The 22,581-nt window shown below is 67.8% G+C and carries 18 protein-coding genes; 12 read left to right on the forward strand and 6 right to left on the reverse strand.

What is annotated here, in order from left to right:
• Positions 1-30 precede the first annotated feature (30 nt).
• On the reverse strand, positions 31-4,629 hold the full coding sequence (locus tag A3CW_RS0110785) for a DEAD/DEAH box helicase (RefSeq protein WP_028203574.1): 4,599 nt from the start codon (positions 4,627-4,629) through the stop codon (positions 31-33).
• Between the two features lie 241 nt (positions 4,630-4,870).
• Here A3CW_RS0110785 and A3CW_RS0110790 point away from each other — a divergent pair, with 241 nt between their 5' ends.
• Complete coding sequence (locus A3CW_RS0110790; protein WP_028203575.1) at positions 4,871-5,923, forward strand: aldo/keto reductase; 1,053 nt, start codon at positions 4,871-4,873, stop codon at positions 5,921-5,923.
• Positions 5,924-6,018: 95 nt separating this feature from the next.
• Here the strand turns inward: A3CW_RS0110790 and A3CW_RS0110795 are convergent, their stop codons facing one another.
• Positions 6,019-6,366 carry a BON domain-containing protein gene (locus A3CW_RS0110795; RefSeq protein ID WP_028203576.1) on the reverse strand — a complete coding sequence of 116 codons (348 nt, stop codon included), beginning with the start codon at positions 6,364-6,366 and terminating at the stop codon, positions 6,019-6,021.
• Positions 6,367-6,703: 337 nt separating this feature from the next.
• On the opposite strand from A3CW_RS0110795, the gene A3CW_RS0110800 reads away from it, so the two are divergent.
• Both A3CW_RS0110800 and A3CW_RS0110805 read left to right on the forward strand, forming a co-directional pair.
• Entirely contained in the window at positions 6,704-8,236 is a 1,533-nt protein-coding gene (locus tag A3CW_RS0110800; protein WP_028203577.1) for an RNA polymerase factor sigma-54, read from the forward strand.
• Between the two features lie 201 nt (positions 8,237-8,437).
• Positions 8,438-9,076 carry a TetR/AcrR family transcriptional regulator gene (locus A3CW_RS0110805; RefSeq protein ID WP_081771600.1) on the forward strand — a complete coding sequence of 213 codons (639 nt, stop codon included), beginning with the start codon at positions 8,438-8,440 and terminating at the stop codon, positions 9,074-9,076.
• Between the two features lie 51 nt (positions 9,077-9,127).
• Here A3CW_RS0110805 and A3CW_RS0110810 read toward each other — a convergent pair whose 3' ends face one another.
• Together A3CW_RS0110810 and A3CW_RS0110815 are read right to left on the reverse strand one after the other, a co-directional pair.
• Entirely contained in the window at positions 9,128-10,414 is a 1,287-nt protein-coding gene (locus A3CW_RS0110810; RefSeq protein ID WP_028203579.1) for a cation:proton antiporter domain-containing protein, read from the reverse strand.
• Positions 10,415-10,591: 177 nt separating this feature from the next.
• A complete protein-coding gene (locus tag A3CW_RS0110815; RefSeq protein WP_051481375.1) occupies positions 10,592-11,419 on the reverse strand; it encodes a DUF72 domain-containing protein in 828 nt (275 codons plus the stop codon).
• Positions 11,420-11,603: 184 nt separating this feature from the next.
• On the opposite strand from A3CW_RS0110815, the gene A3CW_RS45915 reads away from it, so the two are divergent.
• A complete protein-coding gene (locus tag A3CW_RS45915) occupies positions 11,604-12,008 on the forward strand; it encodes a transposase (protein WP_051481376.1) in 405 nt (134 codons plus the stop codon).
• Positions 12,009-12,050: 42 nt separating this feature from the next.
• Here A3CW_RS45915 and A3CW_RS0110825 read toward each other — a convergent pair whose 3' ends face one another.
• The gene (locus A3CW_RS0110825) at positions 12,051-13,724 is read right to left on the reverse strand and encodes a bifunctional aminoglycoside phosphotransferase/ATP-binding protein (protein ID WP_051481377.1); all 1,674 of its coding nucleotides are present in this window, start codon (positions 13,722-13,724) and stop codon (positions 12,051-12,053) included.
• 204 nt (positions 13,725-13,928) lie between these two features.
• Here A3CW_RS0110825 and A3CW_RS0110830 point away from each other — a divergent pair, with 204 nt between their 5' ends.
• The gene (locus A3CW_RS0110830; RefSeq protein WP_028203582.1) at positions 13,929-14,906 is read left to right on the forward strand and encodes a hypothetical protein; all 978 of its coding nucleotides are present in this window, start codon (positions 13,929-13,931) and stop codon (positions 14,904-14,906) included.
• Positions 14,907-14,922: 16 nt separating this feature from the next.
• Here A3CW_RS0110830 and A3CW_RS45920 read toward each other — a convergent pair whose 3' ends face one another.
• Complete coding sequence (locus A3CW_RS45920; protein ID WP_035512761.1) at positions 14,923-17,358, reverse strand: phosphoketolase family protein; 2,436 nt, start codon at positions 17,356-17,358, stop codon at positions 14,923-14,925.
• Positions 17,359-17,688: 330 nt separating this feature from the next.
• On the opposite strand from A3CW_RS45920, the gene A3CW_RS0110840 reads away from it, so the two are divergent.
• The 7 genes from A3CW_RS0110840 (at position 17,689) to A3CW_RS53275 (ending at position 22,420) form a co-directional block, all read left to right on the forward strand.
• Positions 17,689-18,675: a zinc-dependent alcohol dehydrogenase family protein gene (locus tag A3CW_RS0110840; protein ID WP_028203583.1), complete on the forward strand. Its 987-nt coding sequence runs from the start codon at positions 17,689-17,691 to the stop codon at positions 18,673-18,675.
• A gap of 153 nt (positions 18,676-18,828) precedes the next feature.
• Positions 18,829-19,290 (forward strand): universal stress protein, encoded by a 462-nt coding sequence (locus A3CW_RS0110845; protein WP_028203584.1) that lies wholly within the window; start codon positions 18,829-18,831, stop codon positions 19,288-19,290.
• Between the two features lie 388 nt (positions 19,291-19,678).
• The gene (locus tag A3CW_RS0110850; RefSeq protein ID WP_028203585.1) at positions 19,679-20,230 is read left to right on the forward strand and encodes a hypothetical protein; all 552 of its coding nucleotides are present in this window, start codon (positions 19,679-19,681) and stop codon (positions 20,228-20,230) included.
• Positions 20,220-20,966 carry a beta-ketoacyl-ACP reductase gene (locus tag A3CW_RS0110855; RefSeq protein WP_028203586.1) on the forward strand — a complete coding sequence of 249 codons (747 nt, stop codon included), beginning with the start codon at positions 20,220-20,222 and terminating at the stop codon, positions 20,964-20,966. Before A3CW_RS0110850 ends, A3CW_RS0110855 begins: the two co-directional genes overlap by 11 nt.
• 252 nt (positions 20,967-21,218) lie before the next feature.
• Complete coding sequence (locus A3CW_RS0110865) at positions 21,219-21,650, forward strand: Hsp20/alpha crystallin family protein (RefSeq protein WP_028203587.1); 432 nt, start codon at positions 21,219-21,221, stop codon at positions 21,648-21,650.
• 236 nt (positions 21,651-21,886) lie between these two features.
• On the forward strand, positions 21,887-22,099 hold the full coding sequence (locus A3CW_RS0110870) for a hypothetical protein (protein WP_028203588.1): 213 nt from the start codon (positions 21,887-21,889) through the stop codon (positions 22,097-22,099).
• Between the two features lie 159 nt (positions 22,100-22,258).
• The gene (locus tag A3CW_RS53275; RefSeq protein ID WP_169739102.1) at positions 22,259-22,420 is read left to right on the forward strand and encodes a hypothetical protein; all 162 of its coding nucleotides are present in this window, start codon (positions 22,259-22,261) and stop codon (positions 22,418-22,420) included.
• Positions 22,421-22,581 lie beyond the last annotated feature (161 nt).

Below are 22,581 nucleotides of genomic sequence, written 5' to 3' on the forward strand. Positions count from 1 at the left end.
CCAGTCCCGCCCGCGCGCGCCCAGCGCGCCTCACCAGGGTTTGGCGAGCCGCGCGCGGAGTTCGGCGCGCGTGCTCTCGTTGAACTCGCCGAGAAAACCGAAGCGGCCGGCAATCAGGGTGGCGGCCGGCACGCCGTCGCGGAACACGATGCGGTTGCCGGCGAGCGCGGGCACTTTCTCGCCGGGCAGCAGCGTGCCGACGAGATTGAGCGGATCGGCGGCGCTCACGCAAACGAGCGCGCCGCCTTCGCCTTGTGCCGCAGCGCGCCGCCGCACGTCGCGCAGCAGCGCCACCGCTTCGGGCAGCGCGAACTGTTCGCCCGAAATCCCGGTGACGAAACGTCCGCCTCGCACCTCACCGCGCGCCTCCATGCGATGCAGCACGCGCAGCAGATCGCGCGAGGGCGGCAGCCACGCGGCCTCGCGTCCGAGCAGATGCCAACTGACCACGCCGTAACGGCGCAGCAGCACGTTGGCGACGTGCTCCAGCAGATTCGGGTCGGCGGGTGGGCGGCGTGCGGCGCTGGCGGTCGTTTGCCTGGCACGCGCAAGCGCCTGCGAGCGCGAGCCCGCTGCCGCGCCTGAATTTGATACAGCCGATTCCGTCGCGACGAGCGCCGCTTCAGAGTCCAGATCCGCAAGCGGAGTGATCGACGCATCGGCCAACGCATTGGCCAGCTCAACGCGTCGCAGCGTCGCCCAGCGTCCCGCGTCGGCCATGCCGCCCGCGAGCGGCCCGAAGCCGCGCGGGCGGCGTCTGCCGTGATGCGCGCTACGCTGCGCCGCTGGCTTCACGAGCGCACGCAGCCCGGCAAAGCTGTCTGCGTTGACGAGGCCCGCCGCGACCAGTTCGCCAAGCGCATTCTCCAGCTCGACGCCGAGCAAGTGCGCGTCGGCGGCCACTTCGTCGAAGAACATCGCGCCGTGCCGCAGCAGCGCCTCGTAGACGCGCTGCGCGCGCGCTGAAAGGCAGGCCGTGGCGGTCGTTTCGACGAGCGCCATCCAGCGCGCCAGTTCGCGGCGCGCGAGCAGCACGACCGGCGTGCTGCGTACCGTCGAAGCGGCCGCCGCGCGCGCGGGCAGCCGTGCCCAGGCGAGGCGCCCCGAGCGGCACAGCTCGTCGAGCAGCATGGGCGTGTAATCGTCGATGCGCGCCGGCAGGATGTCGTCCTCCCACGCGAGCGCCGAGGCTTCCCAGCCTTCGAGCTGGTCGAGCACGGCGGCCAGCGCGTCGCGGCCCGAGCCGCCCGTGCCGGGCGCCACGCGTTGCCATTCGAACAGGAAGCGCATGAAGTCGTGACGCTCGACCGGCTCGATTTCGCGCCGCAGCTTGCGCACCGTGTAGCGGTGGATGCGCGCGAGCAGATGGCGTTCGCACCATTCCTCCTGGCCGCCGTTCATCGCTTGCGGCGTAAAGCGTCCGCGCATCACGGTGCCTTCGGTTTCGAGGCGCGTGAGCGCGAGCGCCGCCACGCTCGCCTCCAGCGCGAGCGGCCGCGCCACCTGCGCGACCGTGAGCGGTCCGAAGCCCGACAGGCGCGCGCGCACGATCTCGACGAGCGCCGCGTCCTCGGTCCACGTCTCCGCGTATTCAGCCGGCGGCGTGAGCGGCGGCTCGCATCGCGCCTGGGGGTAGATGGCCTGGACGCACGCAAGCCGCTCGATGCCCACCCACAGCGCGTCGTGGTCGGCGACCGGCAGCCGCGTTGCGCGGCCCGCCGCCGCCAGACCGGCGAGCCATGCGAGCCACTGCGGCGCCTGCTGCGCCTCGCTTTCGGCCAGTGCGCCGAGGCTCGTGAGCGCGTCGTGCATTTCGTCGGCGTCGCGCACTTGCGGCCAGGCTTCTTCGCGCACGCTCGCAATCGCTTCGGGGTCCAGCGCGCCGAGATCGTCGGTGGATTCGGGGTCGCTCCAGCGCCGCGACAGCACGGCCTGGGTGCGGCGTTCTTCGATCGGGGCATCGTCGAGGAACGCATACGGGCGCGCGGTGAGGATTTCGGCCGCGAGCGGCGAGGGCGCGGGCAACTCGCGCACCACGAGCTTCAGGTCGCCCGCCTCGATGCGCCGCAGCAGCGCAATCCATGCTTCGGTATCCATAGCATCGTGCAGGCAGTCGTCGAGCGTCTGATCGACGAGCGGATGGCGCGGCACTTCTCGCTCGCCCGCGATGTTTTCGACGCACGCCACCTGGTCGGGAAACACGGCTGCGAGCAGGTCTTCGCTGCGCATGCGCTGGATCTGCGGCGGCGTTTTGCGTCCGCTGGTCTGACGCGGCAGCGCGAGCGACGTGGTCGCATTCCAGCGCCAGCGCACGCCGAACAGCGGTGCGTCGAGCAGCGCCTGCACGAGCAGATGCTCTGCGGAATTCGAATGGAGATAGCGCCACACCTCGTCCAGCGCGAAGCTGTGCGCACCGGTGAGCGAGAGGATGATGGCGTCCTCGGTCGCGGCGGCCTGCAACTCGAAGTTGAACTGGCGGCAAAAACGCTTGCGCAGCGCGAGACCCCACGCACGGTTCAGGCGGCTGCCGAACGGCGTGTGGATCACGAGCTGCGTGCCGCCCGCCTCGTCGAAAAAACGCTCCATGACGAGCGTGTCCTGGGTGGGCAGCACCGTGAGCGCGGCGCGGGCGCGCGCGAGATATTCGACGATCTGGCGCGCGGCGGCATCGTCGATCTCGAGCGAAGCGGCGAGCGCCGCCGTGGCCCGATCGACCACGGCGGGCGATGTGGCGTCATCCGTTGCGCCAGCATTCGCGCTCGCGTCGATCAGCGCGGCTTCCACCTGCTTGCGCAGCCGCGAAATCGCGAACGAAAGCTCGTCGCTGCGGCCCGGCGCCTCGCCCAGCCAGAACGGAATATTGGGCGGCTGCCCCTGGGCGTCTTCCACGCGCACGCGTCCCGCCTCGATGCGCAGGATCCGGTACGAGGCGTTGCCGAGCTGGAACACATCGCCCGCGAGGCTTTCGACAGCGAAGTCCTCGTTGACGGTGCCGATCTGCACGCCCTGCGGTTCGAGCAGCACCGAGTAGTCGGCGTTGTCGGGAATCGTGCCGCCCGACGTGAGCGCGACGAGCCGCGCGCCGCGCCGCGCGCGCAGCGTATGGCTCACCACGTCGCGATGAAGGTAGGCGGCGCGCGGCCCGTGGCGGCTCGTGTAGCCCTCGGCGAGCATGCGCAGCACAGCATCGAACTGCGCGCGCTCGAGCGCCGCCCATGGCGTGGCGCGCCGCACGAGCGCGTAGAGCGCGTCTTCTTCCCAGGCCTCGCAGGCCACTTCCGCAACGATCTGCTGTGCGAGCACATCGAGCGGCGCTTGCGGCAGTGCGAGGCGATCGAGTTCGCCGCGCCGCACGCTATCGAGCAGCGCCGCACATTCGATCAGGTCGTCCCGCGACGTGGGGAAGAGCCGTCCCTTTGGCACGCCGCCGACCTGGTGGCCCGAGCGCCCGACGCGCTGCAGGAAGGCCGCAATCGAGCGCGGCGAGCCGATCTGGCACACGAGATCGACGTCGCCGATATCGATGCCCAGTTCGAGCGACGCCGTCGCCACGAGCACGCGCAGATCGCCGCTCTTGAGCCGCTGCTCGGCGAGAAAACGATGCTCGCGCGCGAGGCTGCCATGGTGCGCGGCCACGGCTTCGGTGCCCAGACGGTCGGTGAGGTGGCGCGCCACGCGCTCGGCCATGCGGCGCGTGTTGACGAACACGAGCGTCGTGCGGTGCATGGCGACGAGTTCGGCCATGCGGTCGTACACGCGCTCCCACACGTCGTTCGCCATCACGGCTTCGAGCGGCACGGGCGGCATTTCTATCGCAAGGTCGCGCGTGCGCGCATGGCCCACATCGACGATCTCGCACGCGGGCGGCCTGGCGTTCGGATCCTGCACGGCGTCGCCCATGCCCACCAGAAAGCGCGCGACGCGTTCGATCGGTTTTTGCGTGGCCGACAGCCCGATGCGCAGCAGGCGCGAGCCGCACAATGCGTCGAGCCGCTCGAGGCTCAGCGCGAGATGGCCGCCGCGCTTGTTGCCCGCGAGCGCGTGAATCTCGTCGACGATCACGCTGCGTGCGCTCGCCAGCATGCGGCGGCCCGATTCGGAGCCGAGCAGCACGTAGAGCGATTCGGGCGTCGTGACGAGAATGTGCGGTGCGCGTTTTCGCAGCGCGGCGCGCTCGGGCTGCGGCGTGTCGCCGGTGCGCACCGCGGTACGGATTTCGACCGGCGGCAAGCCAAGCCGCGCGAGTTCCTCGCCGATGCCTTCGAGCGGCCGTTCGAGATTGAGCCGGATGTCGTTGGAGAGCGCCTTGAGCGGCGACACGTAGACGACGAGCGTCGTGTCGGGCAACGCGCCGCCCCTCGCGAGGCCTTCGCGCACCAGTTCGTCGAGCGCGGCGAGAAACGCGGTGAGCGTCTTGCCCGAGCCGGTCGGGGCGGCCACCAGGGTCGCGCGCCGGCTCGCGATGAGCGGCCATGCGGCGCGTTGCGCGGCAGTGGGTGCGTCGAAGCTGCGCCGGAACCAGCTGGCCACGGCCGGATGGAAGCGCGCGAGCACGTCGCTTTGCTCGCCGTCCTGATTGGCGGCGGCTTCCGGGGCGTGCGGATCGGATACGGGCGAAGGCGTAGTCATGCGGGCGGTGTGCGGCGGAAAAAGCAGCGGAGAAGGCGGCATTGCACGCCTGCCAGTCTCGCAGCTTTCGTGCGCGTCTGCCTGGCGCGGGGCGGGCGGGCTGCGGGTGTTGCAGTGCGTAAGCATCGATGTACGGCCGCCTTGCCGCGTTTCAAGCCGTGGCGGCCGTTCGGCAGGCCCGGCGCGAACGCAGTATCCTCGCCGCGTTGGACTTTCCCTCGAACCACGACGGAGTCACACCATGCGTTACAACCCTCTGGGCCGCACCGGCCTGTTCGTTTCGGAACTCTGCCTCGGCACGATGACCTTCGGCGGCGGCGCCGGCATCTGGAACCAGATCGGCGATCTCCAGCAGTCCGACGCCGAACGGCTCGTTGGCCGCGCGCTGGACGCAGGCGTCAATTTCATCGATACCGCCGACGTCTACTCGCAAGGCGTTTCCGAGCAGATCACCGGGCAGGCGCTCAAGAACCTCAAGATCCCGCGCGAGCAGGTGGTGATCGCGACCAAGGTGTTCGGCGAAATGGGCTCGTCGCCGAACGAGCGCGGCGCCACGCGCTATCACATCATGGACGGCGTGAAGGCGAGCTTGAAGCGCCTGCAGCTCGACCACATCGACCTCTATCAGATGCACGCCTTCGACCCCGTCACCCCGATCGAGGAAACGGTGCGCGCGCTCGATACGCTCGTGCAGCAGGGCCACGTGCGCTACGCCGGCGTTTCGAACTGGGCGGCCTGGCAGATCGTGAAGGCGCTCGGCATTGCGCAGCGCGAAGGGCTCGCACGCTTCGAGTCGCTGCAGGCCTACTACACGATCGCAGGGCGCGATCTCGAACGCGAACTCGTGCCGATGCTGGAAAGCGAGGGGCTCGGACTGATGGTCTGGAGTCCGCTCGCGGGCGGGCTCCTGAGCGGCAAGTACGGGCGCGACCAGCAAGGCGAGGCGGGCAGCCGCCGCACGACTTTCGATTTTCCGCCCGTGAACCGCGAGCGCGCATGGGACTGCGTGGACGCGATGCGGCCGATCGCGCAGGCCAAAGGCGTGTCGGTCGCGCAGATCGCGCTCGCGTGGCTGTTGCATCAGAAGGCGGTGACATCGGTGATCATCGGCGCGAAACGCGTGGATCAGCTCGACGACAACATCGCGGCGACGAAAGTGAAGCTCAGTATCGAAGAGCTAGGCGTACTGGGCGAGGCGAGCGGGTTGCCCGCGGAGTATCCGGGCTGGATGCTCGCGCGTCAGGGCGAGCAGCGGCGCGCGCAGCTCAGGCAGGCGCGGCAGGAAGAGGAATGAGGCAGGGATGAGGCTGGCAGGAGAAGCGCCGGCGGTGGAAGCCGCCGGCGCGGTCCGGCTCGAAACTGGCTCGATCCGGTGGCCCGGCGGATCGATCAGCTCGCCGCCGAGACCTTCAGATGGTTCTTCACCGAGCTCACGCCCGAAACGCCTTCCACGACCTGCTTCGCGTTGTCGCGGTCCTCGGCGCTCGGCACGGAGCCGGTGAGCGAGACCACGCCATTGCGCGTCTTCACGTGGATGTGCCCGGACTTCACGTTCTTCGCGCCGAGCAGTTCGGCCTTGACCTTGGTCGTGATGGTTGCGTCGTCAACGTGCTGGCCCATGGATTCCGAACTGCCCGCGGGCGCGGAGCTGTTCGTCGTGGTCTGCGCACCGGCCATCAGTGCGAATGTCATGCAGGCGGCACCAGCCGCGGTCTTGAGGATCAGCATGCGCTTCATGGCTACTCCCTTTCTGGTTGTGGTCGCCGCTTCCTTCCGCAAGGTGTGTGCCTCGCCGCGTCCGTGCTCGCTTCGCGCGCCGTTGAAAGCCTGCTGGAAGCGGCGGTAACCGCCCACTATGCGGGATCGCGGCCGCTTCGCGCAGCCACGGTTTTCCCAACCGGCCCGCGCAACAATTTTTCCGCACCTTTGTAAAAATCTCCACGGCGGGGTCGGAAAAGAGACTCGCATAGCCTATGTTGCAAGCGCCGATCCCGTTTCAAAACAGGACGTTGTAAAAACTGGCATGGCTGTTGCATGAGGGGGCTACCACTCAATTCAACAAAACGGGATTGCCATGCCTTCCATCGCGTTACACGCGCGCCAGCATCTGGCGCTCACGCCGCGTCTTCAGCAGGCGGTGAGGCTGCTGCAACTGTCGTCGCTCGAATTCCAGCAGGAGCTGCGCGAGGCGCTCGACACCAATCCGTTCCTCGAATATGTTGCGCCGGCCTCGGAGACCGGCGAGGCCGCCGAAGCGGCCGACGGCGCGGCGGGCATCGGCTCCGCGGCGGCGCCCGCCGCCGAAGCCGCCGCCATGGCGACGGAAGGCGCGGGCGAGTCTGGCCTCGATGCCGGCATGGCGCAGGAAACGTCCCCCTACGCCGAGACCTCGTACGCCGAGGCCAGCTATAGCGACGAAGGTTCGGGCTACACCGCCGAGATGCCAACGCCTGGCGCGTTGCGCACATCGAGCTATCGCGGCGGCGAGGACGGCGATTCCGAGGCCTCCGACTGGGTGCGCGTGCCGCTCACGCTGCGCGAGCAGTTGCATGACGCGCTGCGTCTCGCGCCGCTCGACGACCTTGACCGGATTGCGACGCAGATCGTGATCGAGGCGCTCGACGACGACGGCTACCTGCGCCAGGACCTCGCCGATCTCGCCGACGTAGACGGTGCGGGCGACACGCTCGACGAGGACCGTCTGCGTGTGGCGCTGCGCGTGGTGCAGACGCTCGATCGCCCTGGCATCGGTGCGCGTTCGCTCTCCGAATGCCTCGCGCTTCAGCTCAATGCGATGCCTGACGACACCCCGCATCGCGAACTGGCCATGCAGATCGTCTCGCATCATCTCGAACGCCTCGCGCGCCGCGAGCACGGGGAGCTGCAGCGCCAGCTCGGCTGCGACGCCGCCTCGCTGCAGGCCGCGAGTGCGCTCGTGCGCCGCCTCGATCCGAAGCCGGGCAACCACTATGGCCGTGCGGACGGCGGCTATGTCATTCCGGACGTGATCGTGCGGCAGGTGCGCGGCAAATGGGTGGTGAGCGTGAACCCGGCTATCGAGCCGCGGGCGCGCATTCATAAACTCTATGCGGAGATGTTCGCGCGCTCGGATCAGACGAGCCGCTCGCCGCTCGCCCAGCAGCTGCAGGAAGCGCGCTGGCTGATCCGCAACGCGCACAAGCGCTGCGAGACGATCCTGCGCGTGGGCGAGTGCATCGTCGCGCGTCAGAAGGCGTTTTTCCAGTACGGCGAAATCGCCCTGCGGCCCATGCTGCTGCGCGACGTCGCCGACGAACTGGGCCTGCACGAGTCGACCGTCTCGCGCGCCACGGGCAACAAGTACATGGCCACGCCGCGCGGCATCTTCGAGTTCAAGCGCTTCTTCCCGCGCGAGCTGGAGACGCGCACGGGCGGCACGTGCTCGGCGGCTGCGGTGCGTGCGCTCATCAAGGAAATGATCGACGCCGAAGATCCGCGCGACCCGCTTTCCGATGTCATCCTCACGCAGGAACTCGAAAAGCAGGGCGTGCAGGTGGCGCGCCGCACGGTCACGAAGTATCGGCAGATGATGAAGCTGCCGGCGGCGGAAATGCGCCGGCAGATTTGAGGCGCGGTGTTTCTGTTCCGTGCCAGAAGACGGGGGGAGGTCAGCGGCGTGTGACCGGCGTAACGCAACGGGTGGAGATGTAAGGGCTGCACGTTGCGTTACGCGCGCCGCTTCAATGCAACACTTCAAGGCGATTTCCGGCGGGCGCGCCGGGGGCGGATAAAATACGAGCCATTGCTCACATTCGATGCCTGCTGCGCAATGCCCGCCATGACCCAGACGCCCCGCAGCCGCCCCGCGCCGCTAGACGCGCGCAAGCGGCCCGTGCAGCGCCGTTCCGCCGCCACGGTTGACGCGATACTCGAAGCCGCTGCCCGCATCCTCGAAAGCGCGGGCCTCGCTGGCTACACCACCAACGCCATCGCGGCGCGCGCGGGCGTGAGCGTCGGCTCGCTCTATCAATATTTCCCGAACCGCGACGCGCTGACCGCCGCCTTGATCGAGCGCGAGAGCGCGCCGCTGCTTGCCGAGGTCGAGGCCGCCGCTGCGGCGTCGAGCTGCGAGGCGGCGTTGTTCAGGCTGATTCGCGCGGCGGTCGCACATCAGATGCGACGCCCGGAGCTGGCGCGACTGCTCGATTTCGAGGAGCGGCGCCTGCCGCTCGACGAGCGCGACGCGCGCGTGGGCGAGCGCCTCCACGCGGCGCTCGTTGGCGCGTTCGGACTCGCCGACGCGCCTGCCATCGACGACCTGCAGACCGCCGCGCTCGACGTGATCGCCATCGTGCGCGGCATGGTCGACGCGGCGGGCGCGCGCGGCGAAACTGATGCTCAGGCGCTGGAGGCGCGCGTCACGCGCGCGGTGATCGGCTATTTGTGGCGCACCGAGCGCGGCGAGTAGCGTCCGCGGCCTGGCCTGCCTGCGTCCACGGTCGGGGCGAAACGCCGCGCGTTAGCCGGAAGTGTGTGGCGCGATGCCGAGCCATCGCGCCACACGCCCCAACGTGAGGCCGTTGCAGAGCAGGTTCAGCAGCACGAAGGCAGCGGCCATCGCCGCCGCGAACGCGCGGGTGTCGGGCGAGAGCGCGTCGTTGCGCGCGACGCAGATCGCGAGCGTGAGCGTGACGGGCCCGCGCACGCCGCCCCATGCGATCAGCCATTGATGCGCGCGCGGCAGCGGCTTGCAGATGCCAAAGCGGCTCAGCAGCGGCACGAAGATCGTGAGGATGCCGAAGCGGCTCAGAGTGGCGGCCAGCAGCGCGAGCCCGAGCGGGAGGGCGTCGCGCAGATGCAGCTTGTGCACCAGACCGGGCACGCGCGCCGACGCGAGCAGAAAGACAGCGGCGGAGGCGATGCCAGCCTGGTACGCCCATAGCTGGCGAAACAGCCCCTGGCTCGCGGCGGCCCGGCGTGTTCGCATGAGCTGGCTGGCCGCGAGACCCGCGCACACCACTGCGGCGACACCAGACACGTGAAGCCCGTGTTCCGCGGCCGGATAGAGCAGCGTGGGCAGCGCGAGCGAGAGCGCGTACTCGGAAAAAGGCAGGCTGCGCAGCGCGCTCGACGTCGCGACGAAAAGTGCTCCCGCGAGCGCCCCGAACGCACAGCCGCCGACGAGCGAAACGAGGAACGCGGCGAGCGGGTAGCTGTGCGTGTGCGCGGCGGGCGGCGTGAGCACCAGCGCGCTGGTGAGGAGCGTGGAGATGCTGATGGCGGCGGCATCGTTGAGCAGGCTCTCGCCCTCGACCAGCCGGATCAGGCGTTCGGGCGCGCCGCTGTTGCGAAAGAGCGCGATCACGGTGGAAGGATCCGTCGTGCTGACGATGGCGCCGAGCAGCAGGCACACGATCAGGCTCTCGCCGCTGCTGATCCACGTGGCGAGGCCGACGCCTGCCGCCGCGGCCACCACCGCGCCGATCGCGAGCAACAGGATGGGCGCGAGATCGGCGAGAAGACCGCGCGTATCGACCTGCAATGCCGCTTCGAAGAGGATGGGCGGCAGGAAGATCCAGAGATAAGCCTCGGGCGGAAGCGAAGGCGTCAGCAAGGGTACGACGCTCGAAGCGGTGAAGCCGGGCGCGAGGTTGAGCAAGGCGAGGTAGCCGGCGCCGAGCAGCACGCCGGCGCTGGTCAGGCCGAACGAATCGGAGAGGCGAAATCGCTGCGCAGCGGCATGGCAGAGCGCGATGAGGAGTAGCAGGACACCGGTGCGGACGGTGAATTCGATTGCGGTTTGCAAAGGCAGGACACTCCGTGGTGCGGTTGGGCGGCGGGAGCGACTGTGCCCGCAACGCATCGATTCAGTATCTCGCTGCGTTGCAAGTTTGCATGTTGACCCATATCAACTCGCTGCTGACCAAGTCATTACGGCGGCATTACGGTCTTTTACGTGTCGGATGAGACTCGCCGTGCGCGGCTAGCTCGCGCCGAGGCGCTCGATCAGCGCCATGGCTGCCGCCGGGTTGCGCTCCTTGAAGCCGCTGATGACGTAGAGATACACGTCCCGGCCGGCCTTCGCGGCGAGCGGCTTCGCGTAGGTGGCGAGGTCGTCGGGTGTTTCGCCGCGCGCCCAGGCGAGCGCGCGCGACGCCCAGAGGTCGAGGTCGGCGGGAGCATAGCCCTGCGGGTGATCCTGCGCGGTTCCCATGATGCGGGCATAGACGAACGGCGCGCTCGTATCGCCGATCAGCGGGTAGCTGGAATCGCCGCTGATGACGATCGCCGCCTTGTGCTTGCGCGCGAGCGCGATGAATTCCGGCGTGCAAAAGCTCTCGTCGCGCACTTCGAGCGCGTGGCGCAGCGGGCGGCCTTCGGCCTCGCCCGGCAGCAGTTCGAGAAATCGTGCGTAGTCCTCGGGATCGAAGCGCTTGCCCGGCGTGATCTGCCAGTTGATCGGCCCGAGCTTGTCGCGCAGGTTCAGCACGCCGCCGCCCAGGAAGCGCTCGATCGTGGCCCCGGCTTCGGCCAGCACACGGCGATTCATCGCAAAGCGCGGGGCCTTCAGCGAGAACACGAAGTCTTCGGGGGTTTCGTCGTGCCAGCGCGTGAAGCTTTCCGGGCGCTGCGCGCCGTAATACGTGCTGTTGATTTCGAGCGTCGAGAGATGCCGGCTCGCATATTCCAGTTCGCGGCGCTGCGCAAGGCCGTCGGGATAGAACGCGCCGCGCCACGGCGCATAAATCCAGCCGCCCACGCCGACGCGAATCCGGCCGTGCCGGGCTTTTGAAGGGGATGAAGGCGCCATGGGAAGTCCGTCATCGAAGCCGGGATGGCGCAGTGTAGCGCAGCCATGGCCACGGCCGCTGGTTAGTGTGCCGACCCGGAACCGGCGAGTTCATCTCGATTTTTAGGCATAGTCCGATATTTTCTTGTCCTCTGTGAGGCTACTTTAGTCCTGTTGTGTCAGATAACTTTACAGGGACCATCAGATGTCTTCCCGCATTTCTCCGGAACTTACCGATGCGCAGTGGCGCAGCATCGCGCCCATGTTTCACGAAATCCGCGTTGACGGTCGTCGTCGCGGGCGCCCGGCGCACAATCCTCGTCACGTTTTCGCGGGCATCCTTTGGGTACTGGCCACCGGCTCGGTCTGGTCGAAGTTGCCCGAGCAGTATCCCGATTTCCGCACCTGCCATCGCCGCTTCAAGCTGTGGTTCGACGCCGGTCTCGTGCATCACGCCATGGAGCGTTTGCACGGCGAGGAAGGCATCGCCCTGTGCGCGGCCATGGCCGCACGTATGCAGCCATGGCGCGCACCGGCCGGCCGCAAGCCGCGCTTTCCGGTGGCGTCCTCGCTGCGCTGGCCGCTCGCGCGGCCTTTCGTGGAACGCTGAGCCAGCAGGGCTGCGGCGGCGGATCATGAGTCCGCCGCCGCTTCAAATCTCCCCACTCTCCGCACGCATGCGTGAGAACAGCGGCGTCCACCACGGCTCGCGCGAGAATGCCCCGATTTCCACGTCGGTGTCGAGATCAACCGTGCGCTGCCGCTCGCGCGCATCGAGTGGATCCGCTTGCGCGACCTGCGCGGCGAGCACGTCGGCGCCGGCGTCGGAAGCGTCGCGCGGCCCGCGCGCGCGGGCGTTCACACGCTCGGCGAGCCGCGCTTGCGGCGCGTGGAAGTTCAGGATCAGCATTGGCCGGTTCAGCTCACGCGCGAGCGCTGCGAAGCGCGCGCGATGCGTTGCCTTGAGAAACGTCGCATCGACTAGCGCCGTGTAGCCCGCGTTCAGCACGTCGCGCACATGGGCGACGAGGCGTTCGTAATGCGCGTCGAGCGCGGCTTGCGTGTAGGCGCTTGCCGGCAGCGCGTCGAGCGAGGGCGGCGCGAAGGGTTCGAGCCGCTTGCGTTCGAGGTCGCTCGACACGCGGATCGCCCCGCTCAATTCGGCGAGCGCGCGGCTCGCCACCGACTTTCCCGACCCCGAAAAGCCGTGGCAGAGCAGGAGCCAGGGCGCGGGCTCGCGCATGGCGCGCGCTTCGCCGGCCGCGAGCGCCAGGTAGCGCGAGGCGGCGCCTGCGCTCGCTTGCGCGTCGGGGCGCGCGGGCGATCCCGCTTTGAGCATTGCGACCAATGCCCGCACCAGCGAGCGATAAACGATATAAAGCCGCAACGCGGCGAGCCCCGCGAAATCGCCCGTCGCTTCGAGGTAGCGATTGAGCAGACAGTGGGCATAGGCCGCGTGGCCGTGCGCGCGCAGATCCATCAGCAGGAACGCAAGATCGCAGGTCACGTCGATCCAGCGCAGTTCGTCGCTGAACTCGATGCAATCGAACATCAGCGCGTGCCGCCCGTACCGCACGATGTTGTCGAGATGCAGGTCGCCGTGGCAGGCGCGCACGAATCCGTTCGCGCGGCGTGCGTCGAGGTGCCGGGCGAGGCGTGCGAGTTCGCTTTCGCAAGTCGCGCGCAACGCGGCGCTTGCCAACGCGTGCGCTGTGCGCGGATCCGCTTCGAGGGGCGCGAGCGCCGCGAGCACCTGGTCGCGCAGCAGGGCTGCCGAGCCAAGGCGCGCCGCGGGCGCCATCGGCCCGTGTCCGGCCCGGCGCGCATGCCGATGGCTCGCGGCGAGGCTGGTTGCGGCCGCATCGAGATCGGCCGTGCCCAGTTCGCCGTGCGCGAGCAGGTTCGAAAACAGCAGGCGCTGGTCGAAACGGCGCATACGCACCGCATAGTCGACGACTTTTACATTGCCGCGAGCACCGCGCCTGGGCTTGAGCCGGCAACGCCGACCGTCAAAAAATAGCTCGCCTGTGTCGCGATAAATCGGTCCCGCGAAGGGCGCGTTCAGACGAATCTCAGCTTCGCAGCAGCGGAGTCGGGCATCGAGCCGCACAAAATTGACGAAGCCGAAATCGACGGGCTTCATGGTCTTGTACGCGTACCGCCCGCAGAGATACACCACGGAAATATGCGTTTCGATGCGCACGATGCGCCCGGCCGGGTGCGCATACGTGGAAGCGCGCGAGAGCGCGGCGTCCACGAGGCGACGGTGGCGGCGCGCCGTGCGCTGACGGTTGAGGACATGGTGTGAGATCGGTGTGTCGGACATCGGCGTGGCTATCGTGGGAATAGAGGGCTACGGGGCGATCCGCGTCGGAACCAGCATAGCGCGAGCCAGCGCTGGAAGGCCGTTGCGCGGCATGTCAAGGCCTTGATCGAAACGGCCTGCATGGCATCGCCGGATTGGACGTTTTGTGCAATCCGACGAGGCTGCGCGATACTGTGAAGCTCAACCCAACGGAATCTCGGAGACATGGCGCATTTCGACGTATTCAACGGCGACGCAGACGGCATCTGCGCGCTGCATCAGCTGCGGCTCGCAAGGCCGCGCGAGGCGACGCTCATCACGGGCGCGAAGCGCGACATCGCACTCGTCGAGCGCGTGCCCGCTCAGCCGGGCGATTCGCTCACGGTGCTTGACATTTCGTTCGACGTGAATCGCAAGGCGCTCACCGCGCTGCTCGCGAAGGACGTCGCGGTCGAATATTTCGACCATCACCACGCGGGCGACCTGCCTGTGAACAGGAATCTCGTCGCGCACATCGACACGACGGCACAGGTCTGCACGAGCGTGCTCGTCGACCGGCATCTCGCCGGCCGATACCGGCTGTGGGCGATCGCGGCGGCCTGGGGTGACAACCTGCCCGCCACTGCGCAGGCGCTTGCCCAGCAGGCCGGGCTCGACGCCGCGCAGGCCGAACAGCTGCGCGAGCTGGGCGAGTCGATCAACTACAACGCTTACGGCGACTGCGTCGAAGATCTCGTGATCGCGCCGCTCGACCTGTACGCGGCGATGAAGCCCTATGCCGACCCGTTCGATTTCATCGCCTCGGAGCCCATCGTCGGACAGCTCGCCCGTTGCCGTCACGACGATCTCGAACTGGCCCAGGCCATTGCGCCGCTCATCGCGCTCCAGTACGGCAGCGTTTGCGTGTTGCCCGACGAGCCGTGGGCGCGCCGCGTGCGCGGCGTGTTCGCCAACGTGCTCGCGAACGAGGAACCCTCGCGCGCGCACGCGGTGCTGAGCGTGAACGCGGACGGCAACTACGCGGTGAGCGTGCGCGCGCCGCTCACGGAACCGCGCGGCGCGGATGACCTCTGCCGCGCGTTCCCTGGCGGAAACGGCCGGGTAGGCGCGGCGGGCATCGACTGTCTCGAATCGACCCGGCTCGACGCGTTCGTCACCGCGTTCGCACGCGTGTTCGGGCGCGGGAAGCCGGCTTCGGCCTGAGCGGCGCAAGGCGCAACTAAGCCGTTTCGCCTGGGCCGTGCGCCGCGCGCGCCGCCGGCCAGCGCCAGTTGCGGATTTCGGGCATGTCGTCGCCGTACTCGTCCACGTAGCGGCGGTGCGCGGCCAGCTTGTCGTGCAGTGTCTGGCGCAGGTGCGCTGCGCGCTGCGCGAGTCCGTCCACGCGGTCGATCACGGCTTCGCACAGGTGGTAGCGATCGAGCCGGTTGAGCACCGTCATGTCGAACGGCGTGGTTGTCGTGCCTTCCTCGATGAAGCCGTGCACGTGAATGTTCGCGTGATTGGCGCGCCGGTACGTGAGCCGGTGGATCAGCGAAGGATAGCTGTGGTGCGCGAAGATGACGGGCTTGTCGGTCGTGAAGAGCGCGTTGAAGTCGGCGTCCGGCAGGCCATGCGGATGGCGGTCGGCGGGTTCGAGCGTCATCAGGTCCACCACGTTCACCACGCGGATCTTCAGGTCGGGCAGGCAGGTGCGCAGCAGGTCCACGGCGGCTAGCGTCTCCATGGTCGGGACGTCGCCGGCACAGGCCATGACCACGTCGGGCTCGCCGCCATCATCGTTGCTCGCCCATTGCCAGATGCCGATGCCGTCCGCGCAGTGGCGAATGGCGGCGTCCATGTCGAGCCATTGCGCCTGCGGCTGCTTGCCCGCCACGATGATGTTGATGCGGTTCCAGGTGCGCAGCACGTGGTCGGTCACGGCGAGCAGCGTATTGGCGTCGGGCGGCAGATACACGCGCACGGTGTCCGACTTCTTGTTCACCGCATAGTCGATGAAGCCCGGGTCCTGATGGCTGAAGCCGTTATGGTCCTGGCGCCATACGTGCGAGGTGAGCAGATAGTTGAGCGACGGCAGCGGCCGCCGCCACGGAATCTCGCGGATCACCTTCAGCCACTTCGCGTGCTGGTTGAACATCGAGTCGATGATGTGGATGAACGCCTCGTAGCACGACATGAAGCCGTGGCGGCCCGTGAGCAGATAGCCTTCCAGCCAGCCCTGGCAGGTGTGCTCGGAGAGGATCTCCATCACGCGGCCGTTGGTCGCGAGCTGGACGTCGTCGGGCGTGACCTCGGCGAGCCAGGTGCGCGACGTCACGTCGAATACGTCGCTCCAGCGGTTCGACGCAGTCTCGTCGGGCCCGAAGATGCGGAAGTTGCGTGTGGCGTCGTTTACGCGCATCACTTCGCGCAGGAACGCGCCCATCACGCGCGTGGCTTCGGCGTCCACCTGGCCGGGCGCGGGCACATCCACGGCGTGGTGCTCGAAGGGCGGCACGCGCAGTTCGCGCACGCGGCCGCCGCCGTTCGAACGCGGGTTCGCGCTCATGCGCTTTTCGCCTTGCGGCGCGAGCGCGGCGATGTCGGGCACGAGGCGGCCTTGCGCGTCAAAGAGTTCCTCGGGCTTGTAGCTGCGCATCCAGCTTTCCAGCAGCGCGAGATGCCCCGGCTTCGAAATGTTGGCGAGCGGCACCTGGTGCGAGCGCCACGAGCCTTCGGTCTTCTGGCCATCCACGCTCTTCGGGCCCGTCCAGCCCTTGGGCGTGCGCATGACGATCATCGGCCAGCGCGGGCGCACGTAGCCGGGCGGCAGGTTGCCGTGTTCGTCCGCGAGTTCGCGCGCAGTTTTCTGGATGCGCGCGATGTCGTCGAACGCCGTGTCGAACGCGGTGGCCATCAGGCGATGCGCGACGTCGGGCTCCTCGGCTTCCACGAAGATCGGCTCGTGGCCATAGCCCTTCATGAGCGAGGCGAGTTCGTCGTCGCCTATGCGCGCGAGCACGGTCGGCCCCGCGATCTTGTAGCCGTTCAGATGGAGGATGGGCAGCACCGCGCCGTCGGTGGCGGGGTTGAGGAACTTGTTCGAGTGCCAGGCGGTGGCGAGTGGCCCCGTTTCGGCTTCGCCGTCGCCCACCACGCAGGCGACGACCAGATCCGGGTTGTCGAACACCGCGCCGTAGGCGTGCGAGAGCGCGTAGCCGAGTTCGCCGCCTTCGTGGATCGACCCCGGTGTTTGCGGCGCGACGTGGCTCGGAATGCCGCCCGGAAAACTGAACTGCTTGAAGAGCACGGCCATGCCCTCGACGTCCAGCGGCACGTTCGGCCAAGTCTCGCTGTAGGTGCCTTCGAGCCAGGTGTTCGCGACGACGGCGGGGCCGCCGTGGCCCGGCCCCGCGAGAAACAGCACGTCGAGATCGCGCGCGTTGATGATGCGGTTCAGGTGCGTGTAGAGGAAGTTCAGGCCCGGCGTGGTGCCCCAGTGGCCGAGCAGGCGCGGCTTCACGTGCGCGAGTTGCAGCGGCTCGCGCAACAGTGGATTGGCAAGCAGATAGATCTGGCCGACCGAGAGATAGTTGGCGGCGCGCCACCAGGCGTCCATGCGGCGCAGCAGGTCGTCGGACAGCGGCGGGTAGGCAGGGGTGTCGGTGGCGTTCATGCGGGACTCCGGTTGCGCGGCGGCGGAAGGCGGACCGAGGCGGACTGCGTGCGCGGCGCGGCGGCGCGCGTGGCGCGAGCCAGCGGCCCGCACGGCGGACGGACTCCGCGCGCGAGGCCGGGCGGCGGCCCTCGTGGTCCTGTGGGATTCGTCTTATGGTGCCACGATCGCGCGGCGCGCCACGCGTGGATGTCCTGTGGCGGCGAGTCGCATCGGGCGTGTAGCTGCGGCGCAGCGCGCAATGCACGACAGCGCGCGGCCCGATTGCATAACATGGTTTTATGGTGATCGATGCGGCGCGTCTGCCGCGATCTGGCGAGGAGGATGGCGATGCGGGCAATGCTGTTCGACGGCGAGAATCAGCGGTTGCGCGAAGCCGATCTACCCGACCCGGCGCCGGGCGCGGGCGAACTGCTGATCGATGTGCGCGCGTGCGGCGTGTGCCGCACTGACCTGCACGTCGTGGACGGCGATCTCGCACACCCGAAAAGGCCCGTCATTCCCGGCCACGAGATCGTCGGCACGGTCGCGGCGTTCGGGGCAGGCGTGACGGGGTTCGCGCCCGGCGACCGCGTGGGCGTGCCGTGGCTCGGCCACACCTGCGGCCATTGCCGTTTCTGCGCCGACGGGCGCGAGAACCTCTGCGACGCGCCCGGCTTCACCGGCTACACGATCGACGGTGGCTATGCGACGCGCACCGTCGCCGACGCCCGCTATTGCTTCCATCTGCCGCGCCAGTACAGCGACGTCGAGGCCGCGCCGCTCCTCTGTGCGGGACTCATCGGCTATCGCTCGCTCGCGATGGCGGGCGATGCACGGCGCATCGGCATCTACGGCTTCGGCGCGGCCGCGCATATCGTCGCGCAGGTTGCTCGCCACCAGGGACGCACCGTCTATGCGTTCACGCGTCCGGGCGATGCCGCGGCGCAGCAGTTCGCGCGGCGCCTCGGTGCAACGTGGGCCGGCGGCAGCGACGAGCGCGCGCCCGAGGAGTTCGACGCGGCGCTGCTGTTCGCGCCGGTCGGCGCACTCGTGCCCGCCGCGCTGCGGGCGCTGACGAAGGGCGGCACGGTCGTGTGCGGCGGCATTCACATGAGCGACATTCCCTCGTTTCCTTACGCCTGGCTGTGGGAAGAGCGGCGCATCGTCTCGGTGGCGAATCTCACGCGCGAGGACGGTGCGACCTTCATGGCGATCGCCGCGCGGCACAAGCTCGAAATCGAGACCACGCCGTACCCGCTCGCGCGCGCGAACGAGGCGCTGGCCGATTTGCGCGAGGGACGGCTTACGGGCGCGGCGGTGTTGACGATGCGCTGAGCGGGTCAAGTGGATCACGAGGCTGACGCAGTAGAGACAACGGGTCGCACTGGCCGGGGCGCGCATCCGTACCCAAATGCGCTACAACGATTTTATCTAGATGGCGCGCGGCGAGCATGCCGCGCAACATGGGCAAGGCCCGGGAGGTCCACGATGTACAAGCAGATTCTGGTAGCGGTCGATGGTAGCCGCAGCGGCCGGCGCGCGCTCGAGGAGGCCGTGAAGATCGCGAAGGCGACGGGCGGGGCCGTTCAGGCGCTATGTGTCGTGCGGCATCCGGCGCGGCTCGTGGACGTGAGTTCCGGCTTCGCCGAGGAACAGGCGCGCCACTCGGCGGAAAACGACGCGGCAACGGCGGCGCTCGAAGAAGCAAAACTGGTGTTCGCCCAGGCTCAGGTGCCGGGCTCCACGCGCGCAGCCGATGCGAGCGGCGAGGAGATCGCCGCGGTGATCTCGCGCATCGCCGCCGAGGACGGCGCGGACCTCGTCGTGATGGGCACGCGCGGCTTGTCGGGCATGAAGCGCCTGTTGCTCGGCAGCGTGGCCGAATCGTTCCTGCGCATGGCGGACCGGCCGGTGATGCTGGTGCGCGACGAAGAGGCGCCGGCCGCCTGACTGGGGCGCCCGGTTCCACCGGCCGGTTCGCGGCGAGGGCGCGATCGGCCGGGCAGCGTTTCCGCCCTTACAATCCGTCGCGAAATACCCGCATTAGCAAGCCTGGTTTTGACTCGCTGCGCATCAACTATCTCGAAATGAGACGTCGCTCAAGCGACAAATCGCCCATTCGTCGCGCGGGAGCCCGTCTTACTGCCTATGATGTTGGCTTGAGCCGGCTGTCTTGCGAACACACGGCACTCCGAAGCATCCCGTTCCCCATCGTCGCGCGTGAAGCGCTTTCATTTCGCTCGCCGCAGCCCGCGTCCCGTCGCGGTCCACCGCGGTCCCTTGGCAGCAAACGCATCCGGCCGCGCCGGGCGAAAGCTACATAAGGAGGAGATTGACCATGGCAACCGCTTCCCATCCCTCATTCGACGCCGCCTCGCTCGGCAACGCGATGGGCGCCTCATTCGACACGTACCGTGCCAACACGTCGGCCGCGCTGCGCTTGCTCGTCGGGCAGCAGCAATGGCGCGAGCAGTTGTTGAAGCTGGAGCAGCGCCGCATCGCGCGCGACCGCGAGGCGGTCGAAGGCCTGCTCGAATCGTTGCGCACCGCGCGCGACTGGACCGATTTCGCGGTCGCCACGCAATCGGTCTGGCGCGACTATCTCGGCGCGAGCACCACGCTCTGGCAAGAGGGCGTCGCGGCGGCGATGCAGGGCGCGAGCACGTGGTCCGACAGTGCGCGCGACTTCACGCAGCAGTGGCAGGAGGCCTGCGCGGGCGCGCAAGCCAGCGCGTCCAGGGTGCCGGGTGCACTGCCGATGCGCGAGTGGATGAACGCCTTCGAGCGTGCGATGAGCAGCGCCGCCAATGGCGCCGCGCAGCCGGGCAAGCCGGCGGGCGCGGGCCGTGCGCAGGGCGCGAGCGCGGGCGGAGGCCAGCATGGCCACTAAGCGCGTTGCTTTCGTCACGGGCGGCATGGGCGGACTCGGCGAGGCGATCAGCCGGCGCCTGCACGACGCGGGGATGACCGTCGCCGTCTCGTGCTCGGCGGCGAACACGCGCGCCGATGCCTGGCTTGCCGCCGAACGCGCGGCGGGCCGCGACTTCGGTTGCCACCAGATGAACGTCGCCGACTGCGAGGCCTGCGAGCGCGCGGCGCAGCAAGCGCTCGACAATCTCGGCCAGGTGGACGTGCTCATCAACAACGCGGGCATTACGTGCGACCGCAGCTTCGTGAAGATGTCGAAAGGCGACTGGGACTCCGTGCTGCGCACCGATCTCGACGCGCTCTTCAACGTGACGAAGCCGTTCTTGCCCGGCATGATCGCGCGCGGCTTCGGGCGCATCATCAATATCGGCTCGGTCAACGGCTCGCGCGGCGCTTTCGGCCAGACCAACTATTCGGCGGCCAAAGCGGGCATGCATGGCTTTACGAAGGCGCTCGCACTGGAAGTGGCGAAGAAAGGCGTGACGGTGAACACCGTGTCGCCGGGCTATCTCGCCACGCAAATGGTGGAAGCCGTGCCGAAAGACGTGCTGGACACGCGCATCCTCCCGCAGATTCCGGTCGGCCGTCTCGGCCAGCCGAACGAGGTCGCGGCATTGGTGGCGTTCCTCTGCTCGGACGACGCGGCGTTCATCACCGGCGCCGATATCGCGATCAACGGCGGCATGCACATGCAATGACGCGCCGCGCTGCGATGCAAAAATTTCGCGTGCGGCAAAAAAAGGGTCTTGCAAACGCGCAAGGCGCCTTCATGTTGGAACGGTAAGCGGCAGCGACCGCGCCGCGCGAGCGGCGCGCTTCGGTGCAGGCGATTCTCCATCGTTGGCCGCAGAGGCGTCATGCATCTGCGCCAACTAACGGGGAAATTCAGGAATCCGATGCAACATCGTCGTTGCGTCGACACGAAAATCGTTCGGCCTATGGAGGCATCAATGAGCACTATCTCGCGTTACGATCCGTTTTCGATGGAAGGTGTGCCCGATCTGTTTCACGGCCTGTTCCGGCCGTTGCGTGCTACGAGCGGCGTGGAGGGGCAGGGGGCCAGTATCCGGATCGACGTGACGGAAGACGAGGCCGGCTTCACGGTGAAGGCCGAAATGCCCGGCGTCGAGCGCAAAGACATCGACGTGAAAATCGATGGCAATCTCGTTTCGATTGCCGCGAAAGTCGAGCGCGGCAGCGAACTGAAGGAAGGCGAGCGCGTCGTGCGTCGCGAGCGTTATGCGGGCAGCGTGAGCCGCGCGTTCACGCTCGCCGCGGAAATCGACGATGAAAAGGCGAGCGCGCAATACAAGGATGGCGTGCTGACGCTGACGCTACCGAAGCGGGCCGCAAGCGCCAGTAAGCGCCTCGAAATCAACTAAGGCGGAAAAGGCGTCGAGCGGGCGGCGCGCAGACTGCATATCGTGCAGCTGCGCGCCGCTTTCTTGCTTCAGACACCGACGCGTAACACAGCGAAACACGACTGTAGCGAAACTGTACGATTGACTCGCTATGCTGGGGAGACTCAAGCCCACGGCCGTCCGGTCGATTGCTTTTCGGGCATGTGGCTGGAATCGGCGCTTACGCCTTGACTCCGGCCAACAACTGGAGAGACCCGATGCTCAGCCACCACGAACTAGCGACCTTGCTGCTGATCCGTGATGCGGACGCGCCGATTCAGACGCTCGATTCCGATTTCCTGGCGCTTCAGCACTACCGTCTTGTCGAAATGGACGAGGCGGGCGGCGACCCCACGCTGCGCCTCACCACCCGAGGTCGCGAACTGCTGCGGCGTCTCACACACGACGAGGGTGGCGAGCCCACTATTTGAGCGGCCGCCGCGACCCGGTCTTGCGCAGGAAGGCGTGTCAAGAGCGTTTCATCGAGCGCTACGCCCGTTACATCCGTGTAATACGCCGCGGAACACTCTGCGATACAGTGCTGGCTTTTGATTCCTACCCACGCTGTTTTCACACGCAAGAGCCGAGTCATGAACGCCGTTATCAAGCCCGCTGTCCGCCTGTTCGCCCTGATTTCCTGCGCCGCACTTTTCGCGCCGCTCGCTGCTGTCGCCGCACCGTATCACCACGAGGTGTGCCACATCGAGCACGTTCACCATCACGCTGAGCGCGTCTGCCATCACGTGCACTGAGATTGCGCCGATTGCGAAGCTGACTGCAGGGAAACGCCGCACTTTTTGTGCGGCGTTTCTTTTGCTATCGAGTAATTAGGATAGCGAAATAAGTATCAGAAGTTTGTGCTGCGTCATATCGTAATTAATTGAAAGAGTGGGTTTACACAAAAAATGTCGCG

Source organism: Paraburkholderia nodosa DSM 21604 (assembly GCF_000519185.1).
Lineage (GTDB): Bacteria > Pseudomonadota > Gammaproteobacteria > Burkholderiales > Burkholderiaceae > Paraburkholderia > Paraburkholderia nodosa.

What these genes read in the sequence shown, in the direction of transcription:
- A3CW_RS0110785 (WP_028203574.1), bottom strand. Translation starts at nt 4,629, where the DNA reads ATGACTACGCCTTCGCCCGTATCCGATCCGCACGCCCCGGAAGCCGCC.
- A3CW_RS0110790 (WP_028203575.1), top strand. Translation starts at nt 4,871, where the DNA reads ATGCGTTACAACCCTCTGGGCCGCACCGGCCTGTTCGTTTCGGAACTC.
- A3CW_RS0110795 (WP_028203576.1), bottom strand. Translation starts at nt 6,366, where the DNA reads ATGAAGCGCATGCTGATCCTCAAGACCGCGGCTGGTGCCGCCTGCATG.
- A3CW_RS0110800 (WP_028203577.1), top strand. Translation starts at nt 6,704, where the DNA reads ATGCCTTCCATCGCGTTACACGCGCGCCAGCATCTGGCGCTCACGCCG.
- A3CW_RS0110805 (WP_081771600.1), top strand. Translation starts at nt 8,438, where the DNA reads ATGCCCGCCATGACCCAGACGCCCCGCAGCCGCCCCGCGCCGCTAGAC.
- A3CW_RS0110815 (WP_051481375.1), bottom strand. Translation starts at nt 11,419, where the DNA reads ATGGCGCCTTCATCCCCTTCAAAAGCCCGGCACGGCCGGATTCGCGTC.
- A3CW_RS45915 (WP_051481376.1), top strand. Translation starts at nt 11,604, where the DNA reads ATGTCTTCCCGCATTTCTCCGGAACTTACCGATGCGCAGTGGCGCAGC.
- A3CW_RS0110825 (WP_051481377.1), bottom strand. Translation starts at nt 13,724, where the DNA reads ATGTCCGACACACCGATCTCACACCATGTCCTCAACCGTCAGCGCACG.
- A3CW_RS0110830 (WP_028203582.1), top strand. Translation starts at nt 13,929, where the DNA reads ATGGCGCATTTCGACGTATTCAACGGCGACGCAGACGGCATCTGCGCG.
- A3CW_RS45920 (WP_035512761.1), bottom strand. Translation starts at nt 17,358, where the DNA reads ATGAACGCCACCGACACCCCTGCCTACCCGCCGCTGTCCGACGACCTG.
- A3CW_RS0110840 (WP_028203583.1), top strand. Translation starts at nt 17,689, where the DNA reads ATGCGGGCAATGCTGTTCGACGGCGAGAATCAGCGGTTGCGCGAAGCC.
- A3CW_RS0110845 (WP_028203584.1), top strand. Translation starts at nt 18,829, where the DNA reads ATGTACAAGCAGATTCTGGTAGCGGTCGATGGTAGCCGCAGCGGCCGG.
- A3CW_RS0110850 (WP_028203585.1), top strand. Translation starts at nt 19,679, where the DNA reads ATGGCAACCGCTTCCCATCCCTCATTCGACGCCGCCTCGCTCGGCAAC.
- A3CW_RS0110855 (WP_028203586.1), top strand. Translation starts at nt 20,220, where the DNA reads ATGGCCACTAAGCGCGTTGCTTTCGTCACGGGCGGCATGGGCGGACTC.
- A3CW_RS0110865 (WP_028203587.1), top strand. Translation starts at nt 21,219, where the DNA reads ATGAGCACTATCTCGCGTTACGATCCGTTTTCGATGGAAGGTGTGCCC.
- A3CW_RS0110870 (WP_028203588.1), top strand. Translation starts at nt 21,887, where the DNA reads ATGCTCAGCCACCACGAACTAGCGACCTTGCTGCTGATCCGTGATGCG.
- A3CW_RS53275 (WP_169739102.1), top strand. Translation starts at nt 22,259, where the DNA reads ATGAACGCCGTTATCAAGCCCGCTGTCCGCCTGTTCGCCCTGATTTCC.